Origin of the sequence: Pseudomonas sp. PDM20, assembly GCF_014852575.3 — a bacterium.
GTDB lineage: Bacteria > Pseudomonadota > Gammaproteobacteria > Pseudomonadales > Pseudomonadaceae > Pseudomonas.
This window is the reverse complement of the sequence record NZ_CM181224.1, coordinates 6,068,163-6,084,892: the sequence shown is the minus strand read 5'-3', so window position 1 is coordinate 6,084,892 and position 16,730 is coordinate 6,068,163. Positions and strand designations below refer to the sequence as shown.

Genomic DNA, 16,730 nt, shown 5'->3' with positions numbered 1-16,730 from the left:
GCACCTGGATTCTGGACCGGGCTAGTATGCCCGTGGCGGGCGCTAAAAAAAACGCCCCAGGCCGCATGGCGTGGGGCGTTTGCTCTGACCGGCGGGAGATGGCTCACGTTCCCGCCCAATCGTCGTCCTTAAAGGAGGGTGACGATCGATTTGCCGGTCATCTCTTTGGGCTGTTCCAGACCCATCAGATTCAGCAGGGTCGGGGCCACGTCGGCGAGCACGCCGCCCTCGCGGATGCTGACCTTGCGCTTGCCGACATAGACGAAAGGCACTGGCTCGCAGGTGTGCGCGGTGTGCGCCTGGCCGGTCATCGCGTCTTCCATCTGCTCGACGTTGCCGTGATCGGCGGTGATCAGGGCTTCGCCGCCGACCTTGTCCAGCGCCTCGACGATCCGACCGACGCAGGTATCCAGGCACTCGACGGCTTTCACCGCGGCCTCGAACACGCCGGTGTGGCCGACCATGTCGCCGTTGGCGTAGTTGACGATGATCACGTCGAAGCGCTGGTTCTCGATGGCGTCAACGATCCGGTCGGTGACTTCCGGCGCGCTCATTTCCGGCTGCAGGTCATAGGTGGCGACCTTGGGCGATGGGATGAGGATGCGTTCTTCGCCTTCGAACGGCTCTTCGCGGCCGCCGGAGAAGAAGAAGGTCACGTGGGCGTATTTCTCGGTCTCGGCGATGCGCAGCTGGGTCTTGCCGTTCTTGGCCAGGTACTCGCCCAGGACGTTGTCCAGGGATTCGGGCCTGAACGCGCTGGGTGCCGGGATGCTTGCCGCGTACTGGGTGAGCATCACGTACTGCGCCAGGTGCAGCTCGCGCTGGCGCGGGAACTCCTTGAAGCCCGGCTCGACGAAGGCGCGCGACAGTTCGCGGGCGCGGTCGGCACGGAAGTTCATGAAGACCACGGCGTCGCCGTCTTCCACACGCACCTGCTCGCCAATGCGCGTGGCCTTAACGAATTCGTCGCTCTCGCCGCGCTCATAGGCGGCATTCAGCGCGCCCACGGCGGTGTCGGCGGTGAATTCGGCGGTGCCGTCGGTGATCAGGTTGTAGGCGGCTTCGACACGGTCCCAGCGATTGTCGCGGTCCATGGCGAAGTAGCGGCCGATGATGCTGGCGGTGCGGCCCTTGCCGATGCGGGCGAAGGCGTCGTCGAGCAGCTTCAGCGAAGGCTCGGCGCTCTTGGGCGGGGTGTCGCGGCCGTCGAGGAAGGCGTGCAGGTAGATCTTCTGCGCGCCACGCTGCGCGGCCAGTTCGGCCATGGCGATCAGGTGGTCCTGGTGGCTGTGCACGCCGCCATCGGAGAGCAGGCCGAGGATGTGCACGGCCTTGCCGGCACCCGCGGCCTTGTCGACGGCGCCGGTCAGCACAGGGTTCTGGAAGAACTCGCCGTCGCGGATGGCCTTGGTGACGCGGGTGAAATCCTGGTAGACGACACGGCCGGCGCCCAGGTTCATGTGGCCTACCTCGGAATTGCCCATCTGGCCGTCGGGCAGGCCGACGTCCATGCCCGAGCCGGAGATCAGGCCGTTCGGCTGGCTGGCCAGCAGGCGGTCCCAATTGGGCTTCTTCGCGGCGTAGATGGCGTTGAATTCAGGGCTATCGCTATGGCCGAAGCCGTCCAGGATGATCAGGACCAGCGGTTTGCGCGTTGCAGTCATAGGTACGGCTCTTTCCGAGAATAGGGGTCAGAAAAGGACCGACATTTTACCGGTTGGTGCCGACAGACGCCATGATTGGCAGGGTTCAGCCGTCAGATACGCGCGTGTATACTGGCCGGCATTTTTACGTCTGGATGTCCTGCGCATGTCTTCGTTTCTTCCTCGTCTGATCGAATTCGCCACCAACCACTACCTGCTGGTCGGTGCCCTGGTCATCCTGCTGGTGCTGCTGGCCCTGCACGAAATGCGCAAGGGCGGCCGCGCGTTGTCCACCCGCGAGCTGACCGCCATGGTCAACGCCGAGCAGGCCGTGGTGCTGGATATCCGCCCGACCAAGGAGTTCGCCACCGGCCATATCGTCGGCGCCCTGAACATCCCGGCGGACAAGCTGAACGCGCGCCTGAGCGAGCTGGACAAACACAAGGCCAAGACCATCATCGTGGTCGACGGCATGGGCCAGCATTCGGGCACCTGGTGCAGCGTGCTGCAGAAGGCCGGCTACACCGCCGCCAAGCTCTCCGGCGGCATCGGCAGCTGGCGTGGCGACAACCTGCCCCTGGTGAAGTGAGATGTCGTCGACCTTGATCTACACCAGCGCGTGGTGCCCTTATTGCATCCGCGCCAAGGCCCTGCTGGACAAGAAGGGCGTTGCCTACGAGGAAATCTCCGTGGACGGCAAGCCTGGCGTGCGCGCCGAGATGGCCAGCAAGGCGGGTCGGACTTCAGTGCCGCAGATCTGGATCGACGGAACCCACATCGGCGGCTGCGACGATCTTTACGCGCTGGAACGCGCGGGCAAGCTGGATACGCTGCTCTCGGCGTAATTCCTCATTCTGAAACGATGCACAAGAAGGTCCCGAAATGACTGAACAAGCCAGCAACGGCGCAGCCGAACAAGACAACAACCCGCAGTTCTCGCTGCAGCGCATCTACGTGCGTGACCTCTCCTTCGAGGCCCCCAAGGCTCCGGAAATCTTCCGTCAGGAGTGGCAGCCGAGCATCGCCATGGACCTCAACACCCGTCAGAAGCAGCTGGACGGCGACTTCTACGAAGTGGTCCTGACCGTTTCGGTGACCGTGAAGAACAACGAGGAAACCGCTTTCATCGTTGAAGTGCAGCAGGCTGGCATCTTCCTGATCAAGGGCCTGGACGCGTCCAGCATGAGCCACACCCTGGGTGCCTTCTGCCCGAACATCCTCTTCCCGTACGCCCGCGAAACCCTGGACAGCCTGGTTGTCCGTGGTTCGTTCCCGGCGCTGATGCTGTCCCCGGTGAACTTCGATGCGCTGTACGCGCAGGAAATCGCCCGCATGCAGGCATCCGGCGAGATCCCGGCCCAGTAAGCACTGACGCCGAACGAGAAAGGCGCCTTCGGGCGCCTTTTTCTTTGCCTGCGATTTTGGGGTGGTCGATTTTTGATCAGGGCTGCGTGTGCTGCGTGGCTCCTGGCTCAGGCACGCTTATCCACAGGCTGTTCCAGTATTTGCTCAGGGTTGCTGTGGGTAAGGGCCGCGCGTTCAAGTTTGGTGCATGCGCACTAGCAGGGCGCAGGGGGCGGCGCAGCAGGGAGGCCCTGGAATCCCCGGTTTAGAGGCCGGCGTGCGTTGCTTCGAGCGTTTGTGGATATCCCTGGAAGCGCCTGGTTACGGGGCTTTCAGCCAGCCAGGGCGCGGCTTGGGTCTGGGGCGGAATGCTCGGCAAGCAATCTTGGCACGCCCTCTGCAATACCCCTGATAACAGCGATTTCAGGGGCCTCGGTACAGGCAGGCTGGGGAACCCCTCTTTTACAACTTGCGAGCGTGCCGTCCGAAGCGGTGGCCGTCGCAGCCGGTTCGGGGGTCCTGGTACAGGCAGGCCGGGAAAGCCCCCTTTTTATGCCCGCAGGCGCGCCACGGCGAGCCGCGCACCCGTTAGGGGTCCTGGTACAGGCAGGCCGGGTAAACCCCTCTTTTATGCCCGCGAGCCTCCTTTCTGAGGGTTCGCTTCCCGCTTCGGGGCCCCGGACCAGGCAGGCCGGGAAAACCCCGCTTTTATTCGGGCCGCGCGCTGATGGTCAGGCGCCACCGGCCCCCGACCTCGGCGCTGTCCCAGTTGCCCTGCAGGCGCCGGGTCGACAGCAGCGTCAGCAGAACCCCGCGCTCCCTTGGTTCCAGCTTCCAGCGCACCGGCGCATCGCCGATCCGCAACTGGCCCTGCTGCGCGTTGCCGCTGGCCTCGATCTGCACGGCCAGGGCGCCGTCCAGATGGCCGGCGCGAACGGCGGGCTGCGCGTCCAGAGTGACTACCAATCCATCGGCAGAAGGCTCTACCGCAAGGATCTGCGGGGGCCCCTCGTGTGGCGGATTCACCAGCCGGCCAAGCATCAGTCCCAGCAGCAGGCCGAGCACGCACAGCGAAACCAGCACCTTCAACCAGGGCCTGGGCCGCATTTGCTCCTTGGCGGGGGTAGAATGCCCGCCGTTCTCAGGCTCGGAGCGCTGCATGTTCCACGTAATCCTTTTTCAACCGGAAATCCCCCCAAACACCGGCAACATTATCAGGCTGTGCGCCAACGCGGGTTGCAGCCTGCACCTGATCGAGCCGCTGGGCTTCGAGCTCGACGACAAGCGTCTGCGTCGCGCCGGGCTGGATTACCACGAGTACGCCAGCGTGCGCCGTTATGCGAGCCTGGAAGAGTGCCTGGAGCAGCTCGGCCAGCCGCGCCTGTTCGCGTTCACCACCAAGGGTTCGCAGCCGTTCCACGAAGTGGCCTATGAGCGTGGCGACGCTTTCCTGTTCGGCCCGGAAAGCCGTGGCCTGCCGGAAGAAGTTCGCGACGCCCTGCCACCGGAACAGCGCGTGCGCCTGCCGATGCGCCCCGGTTGCCGCAGCCTGAACCTGTCCAACACCGTGGCCGTGACTGTCTATGAAGCCTGGCGTCAGCACGGCTTCGCGATGGATTGAGCGTTTTCTGATCGATTCGCGCAAACCCGCGCGGGGCGGGGAGCGCAGCGGCTTGCCCCAAGCTTATCCACAGGCGGGCACACAGTGGATGTGGGCAAGCCGGAAATTCCTGCACAGAAACCACGCAAACCTCCAGACCGCGCGTGCTCTGGGCTGTAGCACGTTCCTTCCCCGTTCCGTGCACAGTGTTATCCACAGGTTCTGGGGATAGATGTTGCCGGGATATGACCGCGTTCAGCCTGCGTAGCCCTTGGGCCAGGGGCGTTTTTGAGGAGCGCCGCGCAAGAAAAAAGGGGCCTTCTGGCCCCTTTCTCGTGGAAGGACGTCAGTCCTCGCCGTCGTCGTCCGGGCCGTCGATCTTCATGCCCAGTTCCTTGATCTTGCGGGTCAGGGTATTGCGGCCCCAGCCCAGCAGCACGGCGGCATCGCGACGGCGGCCGGCGGTGTGCTTGAGCGCGGTCTCGATCATGATCCGTTCGAAAGCCGGAACGGCGGTATCCAGCAGGCTGGACTGCCCGCGGCCCAGCGCCTGGTCGGCCCAGTGGCGCAGGGCCTGCTCCCAGTTGGCGGCCGGTACGCTGTCCTGCGGCTGGGTCATCAGCTCCGGCGGCAGGTCATCGATGTGCACCTCGCGGCCGGAAGCCATGACGGTGATCCAGCGGCAGGTGTTCTCCAGCTGGCGCACGTTGCCCGGCCAGCCAAGGTTCTTCAGGTATTCCTCGGTTTCCGGCTTGAGCAGCTTGGGCTCCACCGCCAGTTCCTGCGCGGCGCGGGAGAGGAAGTGCCGGGCCAGCGCGGGGATGTCCTCGCGGCGGTCGGCCAGGCGCGGGATGTGTACGCGGATGACGTTCAGGCGGTGGAACAGGTCCTCGCGGAACTTGCCCTCGCGCACCAGGTTTTCCAGGTTCTGGTGAGTCGCGGCGATGATCCGTACGTCCACCTTCACCGGGGTGTGGCCACCCACGCGGTAGAACTCGCCGTCTGCCAGTACGCGCAGCAGGCGGGTCTGGGTGTCGGCCGGCATGTCGCCGATCTCGTCGAGGAACAGCGAGCCGCCGTCGGCCTGCTCGAAGCGGCCGCGGCGCTGGTTGGCCGCGCCGGTGAAGGCGCCTTTTTCATGGCCGAACAGCTCGGACTCCATCAGGTCCTTCGGGATCGCCGCCATGTTCAGGGCGATGAACGGCGAGGCCGCGCGAGGGCTGTGGCGGTGCAGGGCATGGGCAACCAGTTCCTTGCCGGTGCCGGACTCGCCGTTGATCAGCACGGTGATGTTGGAGTGCGAGAGGCGGCCGATGGCGCGGAACACCTCCTGCATCGCCGGCGCCTCGCCGATGATCTCCGGGGTGCGCGTCTGGTTGGTCGGCGCTTCCAGGCCTTGCTGCTCCTGGGCGTGCTGGTTGGCGCGCTTGACCAGGGAGACCGCCTCGTCGACGTCGAAGGGCTTGGGCAGGTACTCGAAGGCACCGCCCTGGTAGGAGGCTACTGCGCTGTCCAGGTCCGAGTGCGCGGTCATGATGATCACCGGCAGGCGCGGGTGCACCTCGCGGATCTGCGCCAGCAGGTCGAGGCCGCTGGAACCGGGCATGCGGATGTCGGAGATGATCACGTCCGGCTGCTGCCGGCCCAGCCGGCTCATGACGCTGTCGGCGCTGTCGAAGCTGACGGTGGTCATGCCTTCCTGTTGCAGGGCTTTTTCCAGTACCCAGCGGATGGAGCGGTCGTCGTCGACGATCCAGACGGTCTCTGATCGGCTCATGGTCAATGCACTCCTTGTTCCAGGGGCAGGAACAGACTGAATACGGTGTGGCCCGGATGGCTTTCGCATTCGATCAAGCCCTGGTGCTGGCTGATGATGTTCTGGGTAATCGCGAGGCCCAGGCCGGTGCCGTCGGCACGGCCGCTGACCATCGGATAGAAGATGGTGTCCTGCAGTTCGGCCGGTATGCCTGGGCCGTTGTCGATGATCTCCACCTTGCACACCAGGCGATGGCGTGTGTGGCCGATGGTGAACTGGCGCAGGGTGCGGGTGCGCAGGGTGATGCGCCCCAGCTTGAGTTCGTTCTGCGCGGCGATCGCCTGCATGGCGTTGCGCACGATGTTGAGCACGGCCTGGATCATCTGCTCGCGGTCAATCAGCAGGTCAGGGATGCTCGGGTCGTAGTCGCGCACCAGCGGAATGCTGCCCTGGGTCTCGGCCTCCACCAGGCTGCAGACGCGTTCCAGCACTTCGTGGACATTGGTCACCGAGAGCTGCGGCAGCTTGTTCGAGCCGAGCATGCGGTCCACCAGGTTCCTCAGGCGGTCGGCTTCTTCGATGATGACGTTGGTGTAGTCCTTGAGCGATTCCTCTGGCAGCTCGCGGGAAAGCAGCTGCGCCGCGCCGCGAATGCCGCCCAGCGGATTCTTGATCTCGTGGGCCAGGCCGCGCACCAGCAGCTTGGTGGTTTCCTGCTTGGACAGCTGTGCCTCTTCCTTGGTGATCCGCAGCAGTCGGTCGCGCGGGTGGACTTCCAGCAGCAGCAGGGTGTCGCGACGGTCGAGGATCGGCGTCACCGCGTAGTCCACGGTGATGGTCTGACCGGTCAGCGAGGTCAGGCTCGCCTCGCGCTTGGTGAAGGGGTGCGCCTCCTCCACCGCCTGGCGCAGCGACTGCAGTGCTTCGGGCGATTCGGTGAACAGCTCGCTGATGAACTGCCCGTGGCTGCGCTGGCCGCTGACCGCCAGCAGCATTTCCGCCGCCGGGTTCATGTACTCCAGGCGCAGCTCGGCATTGAGCAGGATCACCGCCGTGGTGAGGTTGTCGAGCAACAGGCGGAGCTGGGTTTCTGTAGGCATGGCGTAAGAGATGTCCCAAGACTGTGCGGGAAAATGCAAAAAGCAAACCAGGCCCTGAAAAGACGCGTATTTCGCGGCATCGCGCTGATTTGCGGTGCGCAGGCTGCCGATCCGGTCAGCAGGAGTGACCCGAAATGGGGAGAGTATAGAAAGTGGTGCAGGCGTATGCACCGATATGGTGCATTTGTGCCTGGCCGCACGCCGCGTCAGCGGTTGGCGGCGGCGAGCGGGTGGGCAGTCTCCAGATCGGCCGCTTCGGCCACGGAAACGCGGAACATGTGGAAGGGCTGGCTGGGCGTCTGCTCGATGGTGCGGCCGAGGGTGTCGATGATCTCTACCGAAAGCTGGTGGGTGCCCCGGTCGATGTTGTTCAGCGGGAACACCGGGCTGCGGCCGGGCTCGCCCACGGGCTTGCCGTCCAGCAGCAGGCGGTAGAGATGCCCGGGCAGCAGGGCCGGGTCGCTGGTGGCAGAGACGATCAGTGCGCCGTCATTGGCTCGCACGGTGGCATTGGGCTCCGGCACGATGATGCGCAGCAGCTGGTAGGCCGGTGGGCCGGGCGGCAACTCGGGTGTGGCCGGTGCATACAGCGGTGGCGGCATGCGCACGCCGTTGGGCGAGCCGGGTTGGGAATTGATCGGCGCCAGCTGCAGCTTCTGCGCGTTGCCGCGCGGCGGCTGATCGGTGAAGACGCGATTACCTTCCTTGTCGATGTAGGTGTAGACCTCGGCGCTGGCCGACAGGCAGAACAGCGCCGACAACAGGGTCACCGACAAGAGAGTCAGCAGATAGCGCATCGTCAGCCGCCCGTCCTGGGCTGGACCTTGGGCCGTTGCGGGCTGTTGGTGCTGATGCGTTGCAGGGTGAAGTTCACCGGCGCGCTGGCCTGGATCACGCGGCTGCCCTGCAGTACCTGGACCGCCAGGGTATGGTCGCCACGGTCGAGGCTCTGCAGGCCGATGCTGGTGCTGCTGGTCGGTGTGCCATAGGGCTGGCCGTCGAGCACGAGTTGCAGTTGATGGCCGCCAGCCAGGGCGGGCTGCACCACGACATTGACGATGAAGGTGCCGTTGTTCTGCCGCAGTGATTCGTCGTCCGGCAGGTTGCTCAGGGCGAGAATCGCGTAGGCGTTGCTGGCCTGGTTCGCAGTGCCGCTGTCGGCGGGCACTGCGACCGGACCTTGCGGGCCGACGGTGTTGGTCGGCGGCAGCTCCACGGGCTTGGCGTCGACATTGGTCGGCGGCTGGTTGGTGAACACCGTCTTGCCGTTGGCGTCGGTGTACTTGTAGATCTGCGCGCTGGCAGGCAATGCGGCGGCGAGCAGCAGGGCGGTGAGGATCAGGCGCATGAAGAATCTCCGGATGGTCATGCCAAGCCTTGCACCGCCGACGGCGGCTGGCAAGTTGCCTATTGTCTTTCAGCGGGGCGCCGCGCGTTGTGCGCTGCTGCTCGTGGGGGGACCTTTCCTGCGTGGGACGGGTCCGAGCCTGGCGCCGGCGTCTGTATGATGCGGGCAAGCGTGATTGTCCATGTTGGTGGGGTATGCCTGTGAGTCCGATTCGTTACCTGCTTCGTCAGTGGCTGCTGCTGTGCTGCCTGGGCCTCGGCTTGTCCGTCGCCGGGCCAGCGCTGGCGGCGCTTCCCGGGCCGCTGGCCGGGGTGACGGGAGGTGGCGAGGCGAAGGTCAGCGATGCCCAGCTGGAGCAGTCGCTGAACCAGGTGATCAAGACCCTGGAGAATGACCAGCAGCGCGCCGACCTGCTGAAGAAACTCAAGCAGTTGCGCGACGCCACGCAGAAGAGTTCCGAGGACCAGGGCGGAGTGCTCGGCCTGATCGGCGATACCCTGGGTAGCCTGGAGCGCCAGTTCGAGGGCGCCAACAGCCCGGTGGTGCGCTGGAGTGAACTGTTCCAGGGCGCCGGCTTTGAGCTCGACGCCCGTACCCCGTCGCTGGCGGAATGGCCGGGGATGATCCTCGATTTCGCCCTGGTCATCCTCATCTGGGCCTGCGTCGCGCTCGGCCTGCGCTGGATCGCCGGGCGCATGCGCAAGCGCTTCGGCCTGGAGGGCGAGCTGCCGCAACACCCCAAGACCCGCGACCTGCTGCTCTTCGCCCTGCGCAAGCTCGGTCCCTGGCTGGTGGCCTTCCTGATCACCGTCTACCTGTCCCTGGTGCTGCCCAGCTCGCTCGGCAAGCTGGTGGCGATGGTGATCGCCTACACCCTGGTGTGCGGCACGCTGTTCTCCGCGCTGTGCGTGATCTCCCTGTCGCTGCTCAGCGGCCCGCACCGCATGCGTGCGCTGGACATCCTGCGCCGCCGCGCCTTCCGTCCGCTCTGGCTGATCGGCAGCCTCGCGGCGCTGGGTGAAGTGATGCACGACCCGCGCGTCATCGAGAGCCTGGGGATGAACATCTCGCTGTTTGTCGGTTCCGTGGCGAACATCTGTGCCGCGCTGCTCACTGCACTGTTCGTCCTGCAGTTCCGCCGGCCCATCGCCCACCTGATCCGCAACCAGCCGCTGGAGCGTCGCCTCAAGCGCCGGGGCCTGAGCGACCTGGTGGAGCTGATCGGCTCGATCTGGTTCCTGCCGGTGCTGGTGCTGGTGGGCATCTCGCTGTTCGCCACCATCGTCACCGCCGGCGACAGCAGCTACGCCCTGCGCCGCGCCCTGGTCTGCGCTGCCGTTGCGGTGGTGGCGATGACCGTCAACGGCCTGATCCGCCGCGCCCACCAGCGCTCCGCGCGGCGCGGTGCGCGTCGCCATGCGCCGTACATCGAGCAGTTGCAGAGCTTCGGCTACACGCTGCTGCACATCGGCAGCCTGCTGTTCTTCCTGGAGATCGGCTTGCGCGTCTGGGGCATGTCGCTGGTGCGTTTCGCCGAAGGCGACGGCTCGCAGATCAGCCTCAAGCTGTTCAGCTTTGGTACCACCCTGCTGGTTGCCTGGCTGGTCTGGATTCTTACCGACACCGCGGTGCAGCACAGCCTCGGCCTGGGCGGCAAGAAGAGCGCCAACGCCCGCGCGCTGACCATGCTGCCACTGATCCGCAACGTGCTGTTCGTGACCATCGCGGTGATCGCGCTGATCGTCGCGCTGGCCAACATGGGCATGAACGTCACGCCGCTGCTTGCCGGTGCCGGTGTCATCGGCCTGGCCATCGGCTTTGGTGCACAATCGCTGGTGGCGGACCTGATCACCGGCCTGTTCATCATCATCGAGGACTCGCTGTCCATCGACGACTACGTCGACGTCGGCGGCCACCTCGGCACGGTGGAGGGCCTGACCATCCGCACCGTGCGCCTGCGCGACCTGGACGGCGTGGTGCACACCATCCCGTTCAGCGAGATCAAGAGCATCAAGAACTACTCGCGGCAGTTCGGCTACGCCATGTTCCGCTGGCCGGTGCCGGCGAGCATGCCGATCGACGACGCGCTGGCGCTGGTCAAGGAAGTCTCCGGCGAGCTGCGCGGCGACCGCACCATCAACCGCGCCATCTGGTCGCCGCTGGAAATCCAGGGCATCGAGAGCTTCGACGCCGGCCAGGCGATCCTGCGCTTCCGCTTCAAGACCGCGCCGATTCGCCAGTGGGAAGTGCAGCGCGCCTTCAACCTGCGCCTGCGGCAGAAGCTCGACAAGGCCGGGCTGGAACTGTCCATGCCGCGCCTGAACGTGCAGCTCTCGCGCATGCGCAAGTCGCGCCGCGAGGATGACGAGGAGCAGGGCGTACCGGCGGACGGCGGGATTTGATTCCGCTTCGTGCGGACTGCTTTTGTAGGATGGGTATCGCTGCGCTCCACGCCATCCTACAGGTACGAAATGCCTGGTCGCAGTTTTCTCGGCGCATAAAAAAGGCCTCCCGAAGGAGGCCTTAATGGTGTCGCTATTTATAGGTATTCGTGGATCAGACGCTGTAGTACAGGTCGTATTCCAGCGGGTGCACGAAGGTGCGCACCTTGATTTCTTCTTCCGACTTCAGCTCGATGTAGGCATCGATGAACTCGTCGGTGAACACGCCGCCCTTGGTCAGGAACGCACGGCCCTTGTCGAGTTCTTCCAGCGCTTCTTTCAGGCTGCCGCAAACCTGCGGGATTTCCTTCGCCTCTTCCGGCGGCAGGTCGTACAGGTTCTTGTCGGCGGCATCGCCGGGGTGAATCTTGTTCTGGATGCCGTCCAGGCCAGCCATCAGCAGTGCGGCGAAGCACAGGTAGGGGTTGGCAGCCGGGTCCGGGAAGCGCGCTTCGATGCGGCGGGCTTTCGGGCTGGAGACGTACGGGATACGGATCGAGGCGGAACGGTTGCGAGCCGAGTAGGCCAGCATGACCGGGGCTTCGAAGCCCGGAACCAGACGCTTGTAGGAGTTGGTGGCCGGGTTGGTGAAGCCGTTCAGCGCCTTGCCGTGCTTGATGATGCCGCCGATGAAGTACAGGGCGGTATCGGACAGACCGGCATAGCCTTCGCCAGCGAAGGTGTTCTTGCCATCCTTGGAGATGGACATGTGAACGTGCATGCCCGAGCCGTTGTCGCCGTACAGCGGCTTCGGCATGAAGGTCACGGTCTTGCCATAGGCGTCGGCAACGTTGTGGATGCAGTACTTCAGGGTCTGAACTTCGTCAGCCTTGGCAACCAGGGTGTTGAACTTCACGCCGATTTCGTTCTGGCCGGCAGTCGCCACTTCGTGGTGGTGAACTTCGATGACCAGGCCCATTTCTTCCATGGCGTTGCACATGGCGGTACGGATTTCGTGGTCGTGGTCGACCGGCGGTACCGGGAAGTAGCCGCCCTTGACGCCCGGACGGTGGCCTTTGTTGCCGGTCTCGATGTCAGCGTCGGTGTTCCAGGAGGCCTGCTCGGAGAAGATCTTGAACATCGAGCCGGAGATGTCGGACTTGAACTTCACTTCGTCGAAGATGAAGAACTCCGGCTCCGGGCCGACGAATACGGTGTCACCGATACCGGTGGACTTCAGGTATTCCTCGGCGCGCTTGGCGATGTTGCGCGGGTCGCGCTCGTAGCCTTGCATGGTGCTCGGCTCGATGATGTCGCAAACGATGATCAGGGTCGGCTCTTCGGTGAACGGGTCGAGCACGGCGGTGCTGTCGTCCGGGAGCAGGATCATGTCGGAGGCTTCGATGCCCTTCCAGCCTTCGATGGAGGAGCCATCGAACATCTTGCCGGCTTCGAAGAACTCGTCGTCCAGCGCGTCGCGGGCGGGCATGGTGACGTGCTGCTGCTTGCCTTTGGTATCGGTGAAGCGCAGGTCAACCCACTTCACGTCATGATCTTTGATCAGTTGTTGCGACTTGTACGACATGCTGTCCTCCAGGAGGGATTAGAGCTGGGAGCTTTCTGTGCCCCAGTAACGGGTGATGCCGGCCGGCATAGTCGGCCAGGGCAACCTGCCTCACAAGAGAGCAAGTTGCGTGCCAGTGCCCGTAAATGGGCAGAGGCCCTGAAATCACGGGGTGTGGCGGGTGTTATAGAGGATTGCGCGATAATAGTGCACCGCTTTGGTGCTTCATCGTGGTGCGTCAGTCCATTTTGGTGCACTAAAAAGAAAGTCTCCGATTTCTGCTCAAGTCTTGAGCAATTTCGGATATAATTCCGCCCCTTTTTTTCAGTCCCATGGCAATCGCCCGATCCGCATGAAACTCATCGTCAAGGTCTTCCAGGAAATCACCATCAAGAGCCGGCCGGTGCGCAAGCGCTTCATCCGCCAGCTGGCGAAGAACATTCGCACGGTGCTCCGCGATCTCGATCCCGAGCTGCTGGTCGAAGGCGAGTGGGACAACCTCGAGGTCGAGACCAAGGTCACCGACCCGAAAGCCCTGCGCGAGATGATCGAGCGCCTGACCTGCACGCCGGGCATCGGCCACTTCCTGGAAGTGCACGAATACCCGCTGGGCGATTTCGACGACATCCTCGAGAAATGCAAGGCGCACTTCGGCGACCAGCTGCCGGGCAAGATCTTCTCCATGCGCTGCAAGCGCGCGGGCAAGCACCCCTTCACCTCCATCGATGTGGAGCGCTACGTCGGCGGCGGCCTGCGCCAGCATTGCGGCGCGGCGGGCGTGTCGCTGAAGAACCCGGAAGTGCAAGTGCGCGTGGAAATCCGCCATGACCGCCTCTACGTGATCCACGCCCAGCACGATGGCCTCGGCGGCTACCCGCTGGGCGCGCTGGAGCAGGTGCTGGTGCTGATGTCCGGTGGCTTCGACTCCACCGTGGCGGCCTACCAGATGATGCGCCGCGGCATGATCAGCCACTTCGTGTTCTTCAACCTCGGCGGCCGTGCCCACGAACTGGGCGTGATGGAAGTCGCGCACTACCTGTGGAAGAAGTACGGCAGCTCCCAGCGCGTGCTGTTCGTCAGCGTGCCCTTCGAGGAAGTGGTCGGCGAGATTCTCACCAAGGTCGACGACAGCTACATGGGCGTGACCCTCAAGCGCATGATGCTGCGCGCCGCGAGCCGCGTGGCCGAGCGCCTGGAGATCGACGCGCTGGTGACCGGCGAGGCGATTTCCCAGGTCTCCAGCCAGACCCTGCCCAACCTCTCGGTGATTGACCGGGTGACCGACACCCTGGTCCTGCGCCCGCTGATCGTCAGCCACAAGCAGGACATCATCGACACTGCGACGAAGATCGGCACCGCCGAGTTCGCCAAGCACATGCCAGAATACTGCGGCGTGATTTCGGTAAACCCGACCACCCAGGCCAAGCCGTACCGCGTCGACCACGAAGAAACCAAGTTCGACATGGCCGTGCTCGACCGCGCCCTGGAGCGTTCCACCCAGATGACCGTCGACCGCGTGATCGACGAGCTGGGCAAGGACCTGGCCGTGGAAATGGTCGACGAAGTGCTGGCTGGCCAGATCGTCGTGGACATCCGTCACCCGGATGCCCAGGAAGATGAACCGCTGGCCATCGAGGGCATCGAAGTCCTGGCCATGCCGTTCTACGCGATCAACAGCAAGTTCAAGGAACTGGACCCCAATCGCCAGTACCTCCTGTATTGCGACAAGGGCGTGATGAGTCGCCTGCACGCCCACCACCTGGTCAACGAAGGGCACACCAATGTGCGTGTTTACCGTCCGCAATAAAGGCGCGGACCAACGCCGCCAGCCCGGACTGTTCGGCGGCAGTATCCGCCACCGACCTCCCGACACATTCGGTGCGTAGGCTCACGCCCTGACCTTTTGCACCGCCGCGCCACGGCCCGGCCCCCGCTGCCGAAAACGGCAGCCGAAGATTCACTATCGAGACTGACACTGTGATCGAAAAACTGCGCAACATCGCCATCATCGCCCACGTCGACCATGGCAAGACCACCCTCGTAGACAAGCTCCTGCGCCTGTCCGGCACCCTCGACCGCAAAGAAGCGGAAAACGAGCGCGTGATGGACTCCAACGACCAGGAAAAAGAGCGTGGCATCACCATTCTGGCGAAGAACACCGCCCTGAAATGGAATGACTACAGCATCAACATCGTCGACACTCCCGGCCACGCCGACTTCGGCGGTGAGGTTGAGCGCGTGATGTCGATGGTCGACTCCGTGCTGTTGGTGGTCGACGCCCAGGACGGCCCCATGCCGCAGACCCGCTTCGTGACCCAGAAGGCTTTCAAGGCCGGCCTGCGTCCGATCGTCGTGGTGAACAAGATCGACCGTCCGGGCGCGCGTCCTGACTGGGTCATCGACCAGATCTTCGACCTGTTCGACAACCTCGGCGCCACCGACGAGCAGCTGGACTTCCCGATCGTCTACGCCAGTGCCCTGAACGGCATCGCCGGCATGGACCACGAGAAGATGGACGACAACATGGACGCGCTGTTCCAGGCGATCATCGACCACGTTCCGGCGCCGAAAGTCGACGTCGACGGTCCGTTCCAGATGCAGATCTCCCAGCTGGACTACAACAGCTTCCTCGGCGTGATCGGCATCGGCCGTATCGCCCGCGGCAAGGTCAAGACCAACACCCCGGTCGTGGCCATCAGCGACGACGGCACCAAGCGCAACGGCCGCATCCTGAAGATCATGGGTCACTCGGGCCTGCAGCGCGTTGAAGTCGCTGAAGCCGAAGCCGGTGACATCGTCTGCGTCTCGGGCATGGACGAGCTGTACATCTCCGACACCCTGTGCGACCCGCAGAACGTCGAAGCGCGCCCGCCGCTGACCGTTGACCAGCCGACCGTGAGCATGACCTTCCAGGTCAACGACTCGCCGTTCGCCGGTAAGGAAGGCAAGTTCGTCACCAGCCGCAACATCAAGGACCGTCTGGACAAGGAACTGCTGCACAACGTGGCCCTGCGCGTCGAGCAAGGCGACTCCCCGGAGAAGTTCAAGGTCTCCGGCCGTGGCGAACTGCACCTCTCGGTTCTGATCGAAACCATGCGCCGTGAAGGCTTCGAACTGGCCGTAGGCCGTCCGGAAGTGGTCATCATCGAGACCGCCGAAGGCGAGAAGCAGGAGCCTTACGAGAACGTCACCATCGACATCGAAGAGCAGCACCAGGGCTCGGTGATGGAACAGATGGGCCTGCGCAAGGGCGATCTGACCAACATGATCCCCGACGGCAAGGGCCGCGTGCGCCTGGAATACACCATCCCGGCGCGTGGCCTGATCGGCTTCCGTAACAACTTCCTGACCCTGACCTCGGGTACCGGCATCCTGACCTCGACCTTCAGCCACTACGGCCCGATCAAGGCAGGCGAAGTGACCAACCGTCAGAACGGCGTACTGGTCTCCATGGCCACCGGCACCGCGCTGACCTACTCGCTGGAAACCCTGCAAAGCCGCGGCAAGCTGTTCCTCGGCCCAGGCGACGAGATCTACGAAGGCCAGCTGGCCGGCATCAACAGCCGTGACAACGACCTGGTGATCAACCCCACCAAAGGCAAGAAGCTCGACAACATGCGCGCTTCGGGCAAGGACGAAGTCATCGCCCTGGTTCCGCCGATCCGCTTCACCCTGGAGCAGGCGCTGGAATTCATCGCCGATGACGAGCTGGTGGAAGTGACTCCGAAGTCCATCCGTCTGCGCAAGAAAATGCTCAACGAAAACGACCGCAAGCGCTACGAGCGCGCCAAGGTCTGATTCGACTGGTAGCAAGGAAAAGCCGGGCATCTGCCCGGCTTTTTCGTTTCTGCGTGGCTGCAAGGCAACTTCGCGACGTCAGAGTATTCGAAGCTGAGAGTTAGTGGACGCAGGCCAGGGAACCGGGCCGATATACTCAGCCTGCCGGACGTTGCCGTCCGGTTCGGGATGGATTCGCACAGAACCTCAAGGATTC

At 64.1% G+C, this 16,730-nt stretch carries 14 protein-coding genes; 7 read left to right on the top strand and 7 right to left on the bottom strand.

Going from position 1 to position 16,730, the window contains the following annotated elements:
* Positions 1 to 128: 128 nt before the first annotated feature.
* The gene (gpmI, locus tag IB261_RS27980) at positions 129 to 1,664 is read right to left on the bottom strand and encodes a 2,3-bisphosphoglycerate-independent phosphoglycerate mutase (protein WP_192383661.1); all 1,536 of its coding nucleotides are present in this window, start codon (positions 1,662 to 1,664) and stop codon (positions 129 to 131) included.
* A gap of 145 nt (positions 1,665 to 1,809) precedes the next feature.
* Between gpmI and IB261_RS27975 the strand changes: the two genes are divergently transcribed.
* The 3 genes from IB261_RS27975 to secB are packed head-to-tail and all read left to right on the top strand — an operon-like array spanning position 1,810 to position 3,008.
* Positions 1,810 to 2,232 (top strand): rhodanese-like domain-containing protein, encoded by a 423-nt coding sequence (locus tag IB261_RS27975; RefSeq protein ID WP_081515346.1) that lies wholly within the window; start codon positions 1,810 to 1,812, stop codon positions 2,230 to 2,232.
* Between the two features lies 1 nt (position 2,233).
* Positions 2,234 to 2,488, top strand: a complete 255-nt coding sequence (grxC, locus tag IB261_RS27970) for a glutaredoxin 3 (RefSeq protein ID WP_045215790.1) — start codon at positions 2,234 to 2,236, stop codon at positions 2,486 to 2,488.
* A gap of 37 nt (positions 2,489 to 2,525) precedes the next feature.
* Positions 2,526 to 3,008, top strand: a complete 483-nt coding sequence (gene secB, locus IB261_RS27965) for a protein-export chaperone SecB (protein WP_017517171.1) — start codon at positions 2,526 to 2,528, stop codon at positions 3,006 to 3,008.
* A 687-nt stretch (positions 3,009 to 3,695) separates the two neighbouring features.
* Here the strand turns inward: secB and IB261_RS27960 are convergent.
* Positions 3,696 to 4,148: a hypothetical protein gene (locus tag IB261_RS27960; protein ID WP_081515347.1), complete on the bottom strand. Its 453-nt coding sequence runs from the start codon at positions 4,146 to 4,148 to the stop codon at positions 3,696 to 3,698.
* Here IB261_RS27960 and trmL point away from each other — a divergent pair.
* Positions 4,147 to 4,608 carry a tRNA (uridine(34)/cytosine(34)/5-carboxymethylaminomethyluridine(34)-2'-O)-methyltransferase TrmL gene (gene trmL / locus IB261_RS27955; RefSeq protein ID WP_081515348.1) on the top strand — a complete coding sequence of 154 codons (462 nt, stop codon included), beginning with the start codon at positions 4,147 to 4,149 and terminating at the stop codon, positions 4,606 to 4,608. The two genes, IB261_RS27960 and trmL, sit on opposite strands and share 2 nt — an antisense overlap.
* A 325-nt stretch (positions 4,609 to 4,933) precedes the next feature.
* Here the strand turns inward: trmL and ntrC are convergent, their stop codons facing one another.
* The 4 genes from ntrC to IB261_RS27935 all read right to left on the bottom strand — a co-directional run bounded on the left by ntrC (position 4,934) and on the right by IB261_RS27935 (position 8,791).
* Positions 4,934 to 6,364, bottom strand: coding sequence for a two-component system response regulator NtrC (gene ntrC / locus IB261_RS27950; RefSeq protein WP_151188585.1), 1,431 nt, complete (start codon positions 6,362 to 6,364; stop codon positions 4,934 to 4,936).
* Positions 6,365 to 6,366: 2 nt separating this feature from the next.
* Positions 6,367 to 7,443, bottom strand: a complete 1,077-nt coding sequence (gene glnL, locus IB261_RS27945) for a nitrogen regulation protein NR(II) (protein WP_081515350.1) — start codon at positions 7,441 to 7,443, stop codon at positions 6,367 to 6,369.
* Between the two features lie 206 nt (positions 7,444 to 7,649).
* A complete protein-coding gene (locus IB261_RS27940) occupies positions 7,650 to 8,240 on the bottom strand; it encodes a DUF4124 domain-containing protein (protein ID WP_192383662.1) in 591 nt (196 codons plus the stop codon).
* A 2-nt stretch (positions 8,241 to 8,242) separates the two neighbouring features.
* Positions 8,243 to 8,791 carry a DUF4124 domain-containing protein gene (locus IB261_RS27935; protein ID WP_081515351.1) on the bottom strand — a complete coding sequence of 183 codons (549 nt, stop codon included), beginning with the start codon at positions 8,789 to 8,791 and terminating at the stop codon, positions 8,243 to 8,245.
* A 194-nt stretch (positions 8,792 to 8,985) separates the two neighbouring features.
* Between IB261_RS27935 and IB261_RS27930 the strand changes: the two genes are divergently transcribed.
* A complete protein-coding gene (locus tag IB261_RS27930) occupies positions 8,986 to 11,193 on the top strand; it encodes a mechanosensitive ion channel family protein (protein WP_081515352.1) in 2,208 nt (735 codons plus the stop codon).
* 154 nt (positions 11,194 to 11,347) lie between these two features.
* Here the strand turns inward: IB261_RS27930 and glnA are convergent, their stop codons facing one another.
* Positions 11,348 to 12,757, bottom strand: a complete 1,410-nt coding sequence (gene glnA, locus IB261_RS27925; protein ID WP_045215805.1) for a glutamate--ammonia ligase — start codon at positions 12,755 to 12,757, stop codon at positions 11,348 to 11,350.
* Between the two features lie 331 nt (positions 12,758 to 13,088).
* Here glnA and thiI point away from each other — a divergent pair, with 331 nt between their 5' ends.
* Positions 13,089 to 14,543, top strand: coding sequence for a tRNA uracil 4-sulfurtransferase ThiI (thiI, locus tag IB261_RS27920; RefSeq protein ID WP_081515353.1), 1,455 nt, complete (start codon positions 13,089 to 13,091; stop codon positions 14,541 to 14,543).
* Positions 14,544 to 14,713: 170 nt separating this feature from the next.
* Positions 14,714 to 16,534 carry a translational GTPase TypA gene (gene typA / locus IB261_RS27915; RefSeq protein WP_138523659.1) on the top strand — a complete coding sequence of 607 codons (1,821 nt, stop codon included), beginning with the start codon at positions 14,714 to 14,716 and terminating at the stop codon, positions 16,532 to 16,534.
* Positions 16,535 to 16,730 lie beyond the last annotated feature (196 nt).

Bases quoted from the DNA above. Each gene is read 5' to 3' on its own strand.
- IB261_RS27930 (WP_081515352.1), top strand. From the start codon at position 8,986: ATGCCTGTGAGTCCGATTCGTTACCTGCTTCGTCAGTGGCTGCTGCTG.
- IB261_RS27960 (WP_081515347.1), bottom strand. From the start codon at position 4,148: ATGCAGCGCTCCGAGCCTGAGAACGGCGGGCATTCTACCCCCGCCAAG.
- trmL (WP_081515348.1), top strand. From the start codon at position 4,147: ATGTTCCACGTAATCCTTTTTCAACCGGAAATCCCCCCAAACACCGGC.
- glnL (WP_081515350.1), bottom strand. From the start codon at position 7,443: ATGCCTACAGAAACCCAGCTCCGCCTGTTGCTCGACAACCTCACCACG.
- grxC (WP_045215790.1), top strand. From the start codon at position 2,234: ATGTCGTCGACCTTGATCTACACCAGCGCGTGGTGCCCTTATTGCATC.
- IB261_RS27935 (WP_081515351.1), bottom strand. From the start codon at position 8,791: ATGCGCCTGATCCTCACCGCCCTGCTGCTCGCCGCCGCATTGCCTGCC.
- glnA (WP_045215805.1), bottom strand. From the start codon at position 12,757: ATGTCGTACAAGTCGCAACAACTGATCAAAGATCATGACGTGAAGTGG.
- ntrC (WP_151188585.1), bottom strand. From the start codon at position 6,364: ATGAGCCGATCAGAGACCGTCTGGATCGTCGACGACGACCGCTCCATC.
- thiI (WP_081515353.1), top strand. From the start codon at position 13,089: ATGAAACTCATCGTCAAGGTCTTCCAGGAAATCACCATCAAGAGCCGG.
- secB (WP_017517171.1), top strand. From the start codon at position 2,526: ATGACTGAACAAGCCAGCAACGGCGCAGCCGAACAAGACAACAACCCG.
- IB261_RS27940 (WP_192383662.1), bottom strand. From the start codon at position 8,240: ATGCGCTATCTGCTGACTCTCTTGTCGGTGACCCTGTTGTCGGCGCTG.
- gpmI (WP_192383661.1), bottom strand. From the start codon at position 1,664: ATGACTGCAACGCGCAAACCGCTGGTCCTGATCATCCTGGACGGCTTC.
- IB261_RS27975 (WP_081515346.1), top strand. From the start codon at position 1,810: ATGTCTTCGTTTCTTCCTCGTCTGATCGAATTCGCCACCAACCACTAC.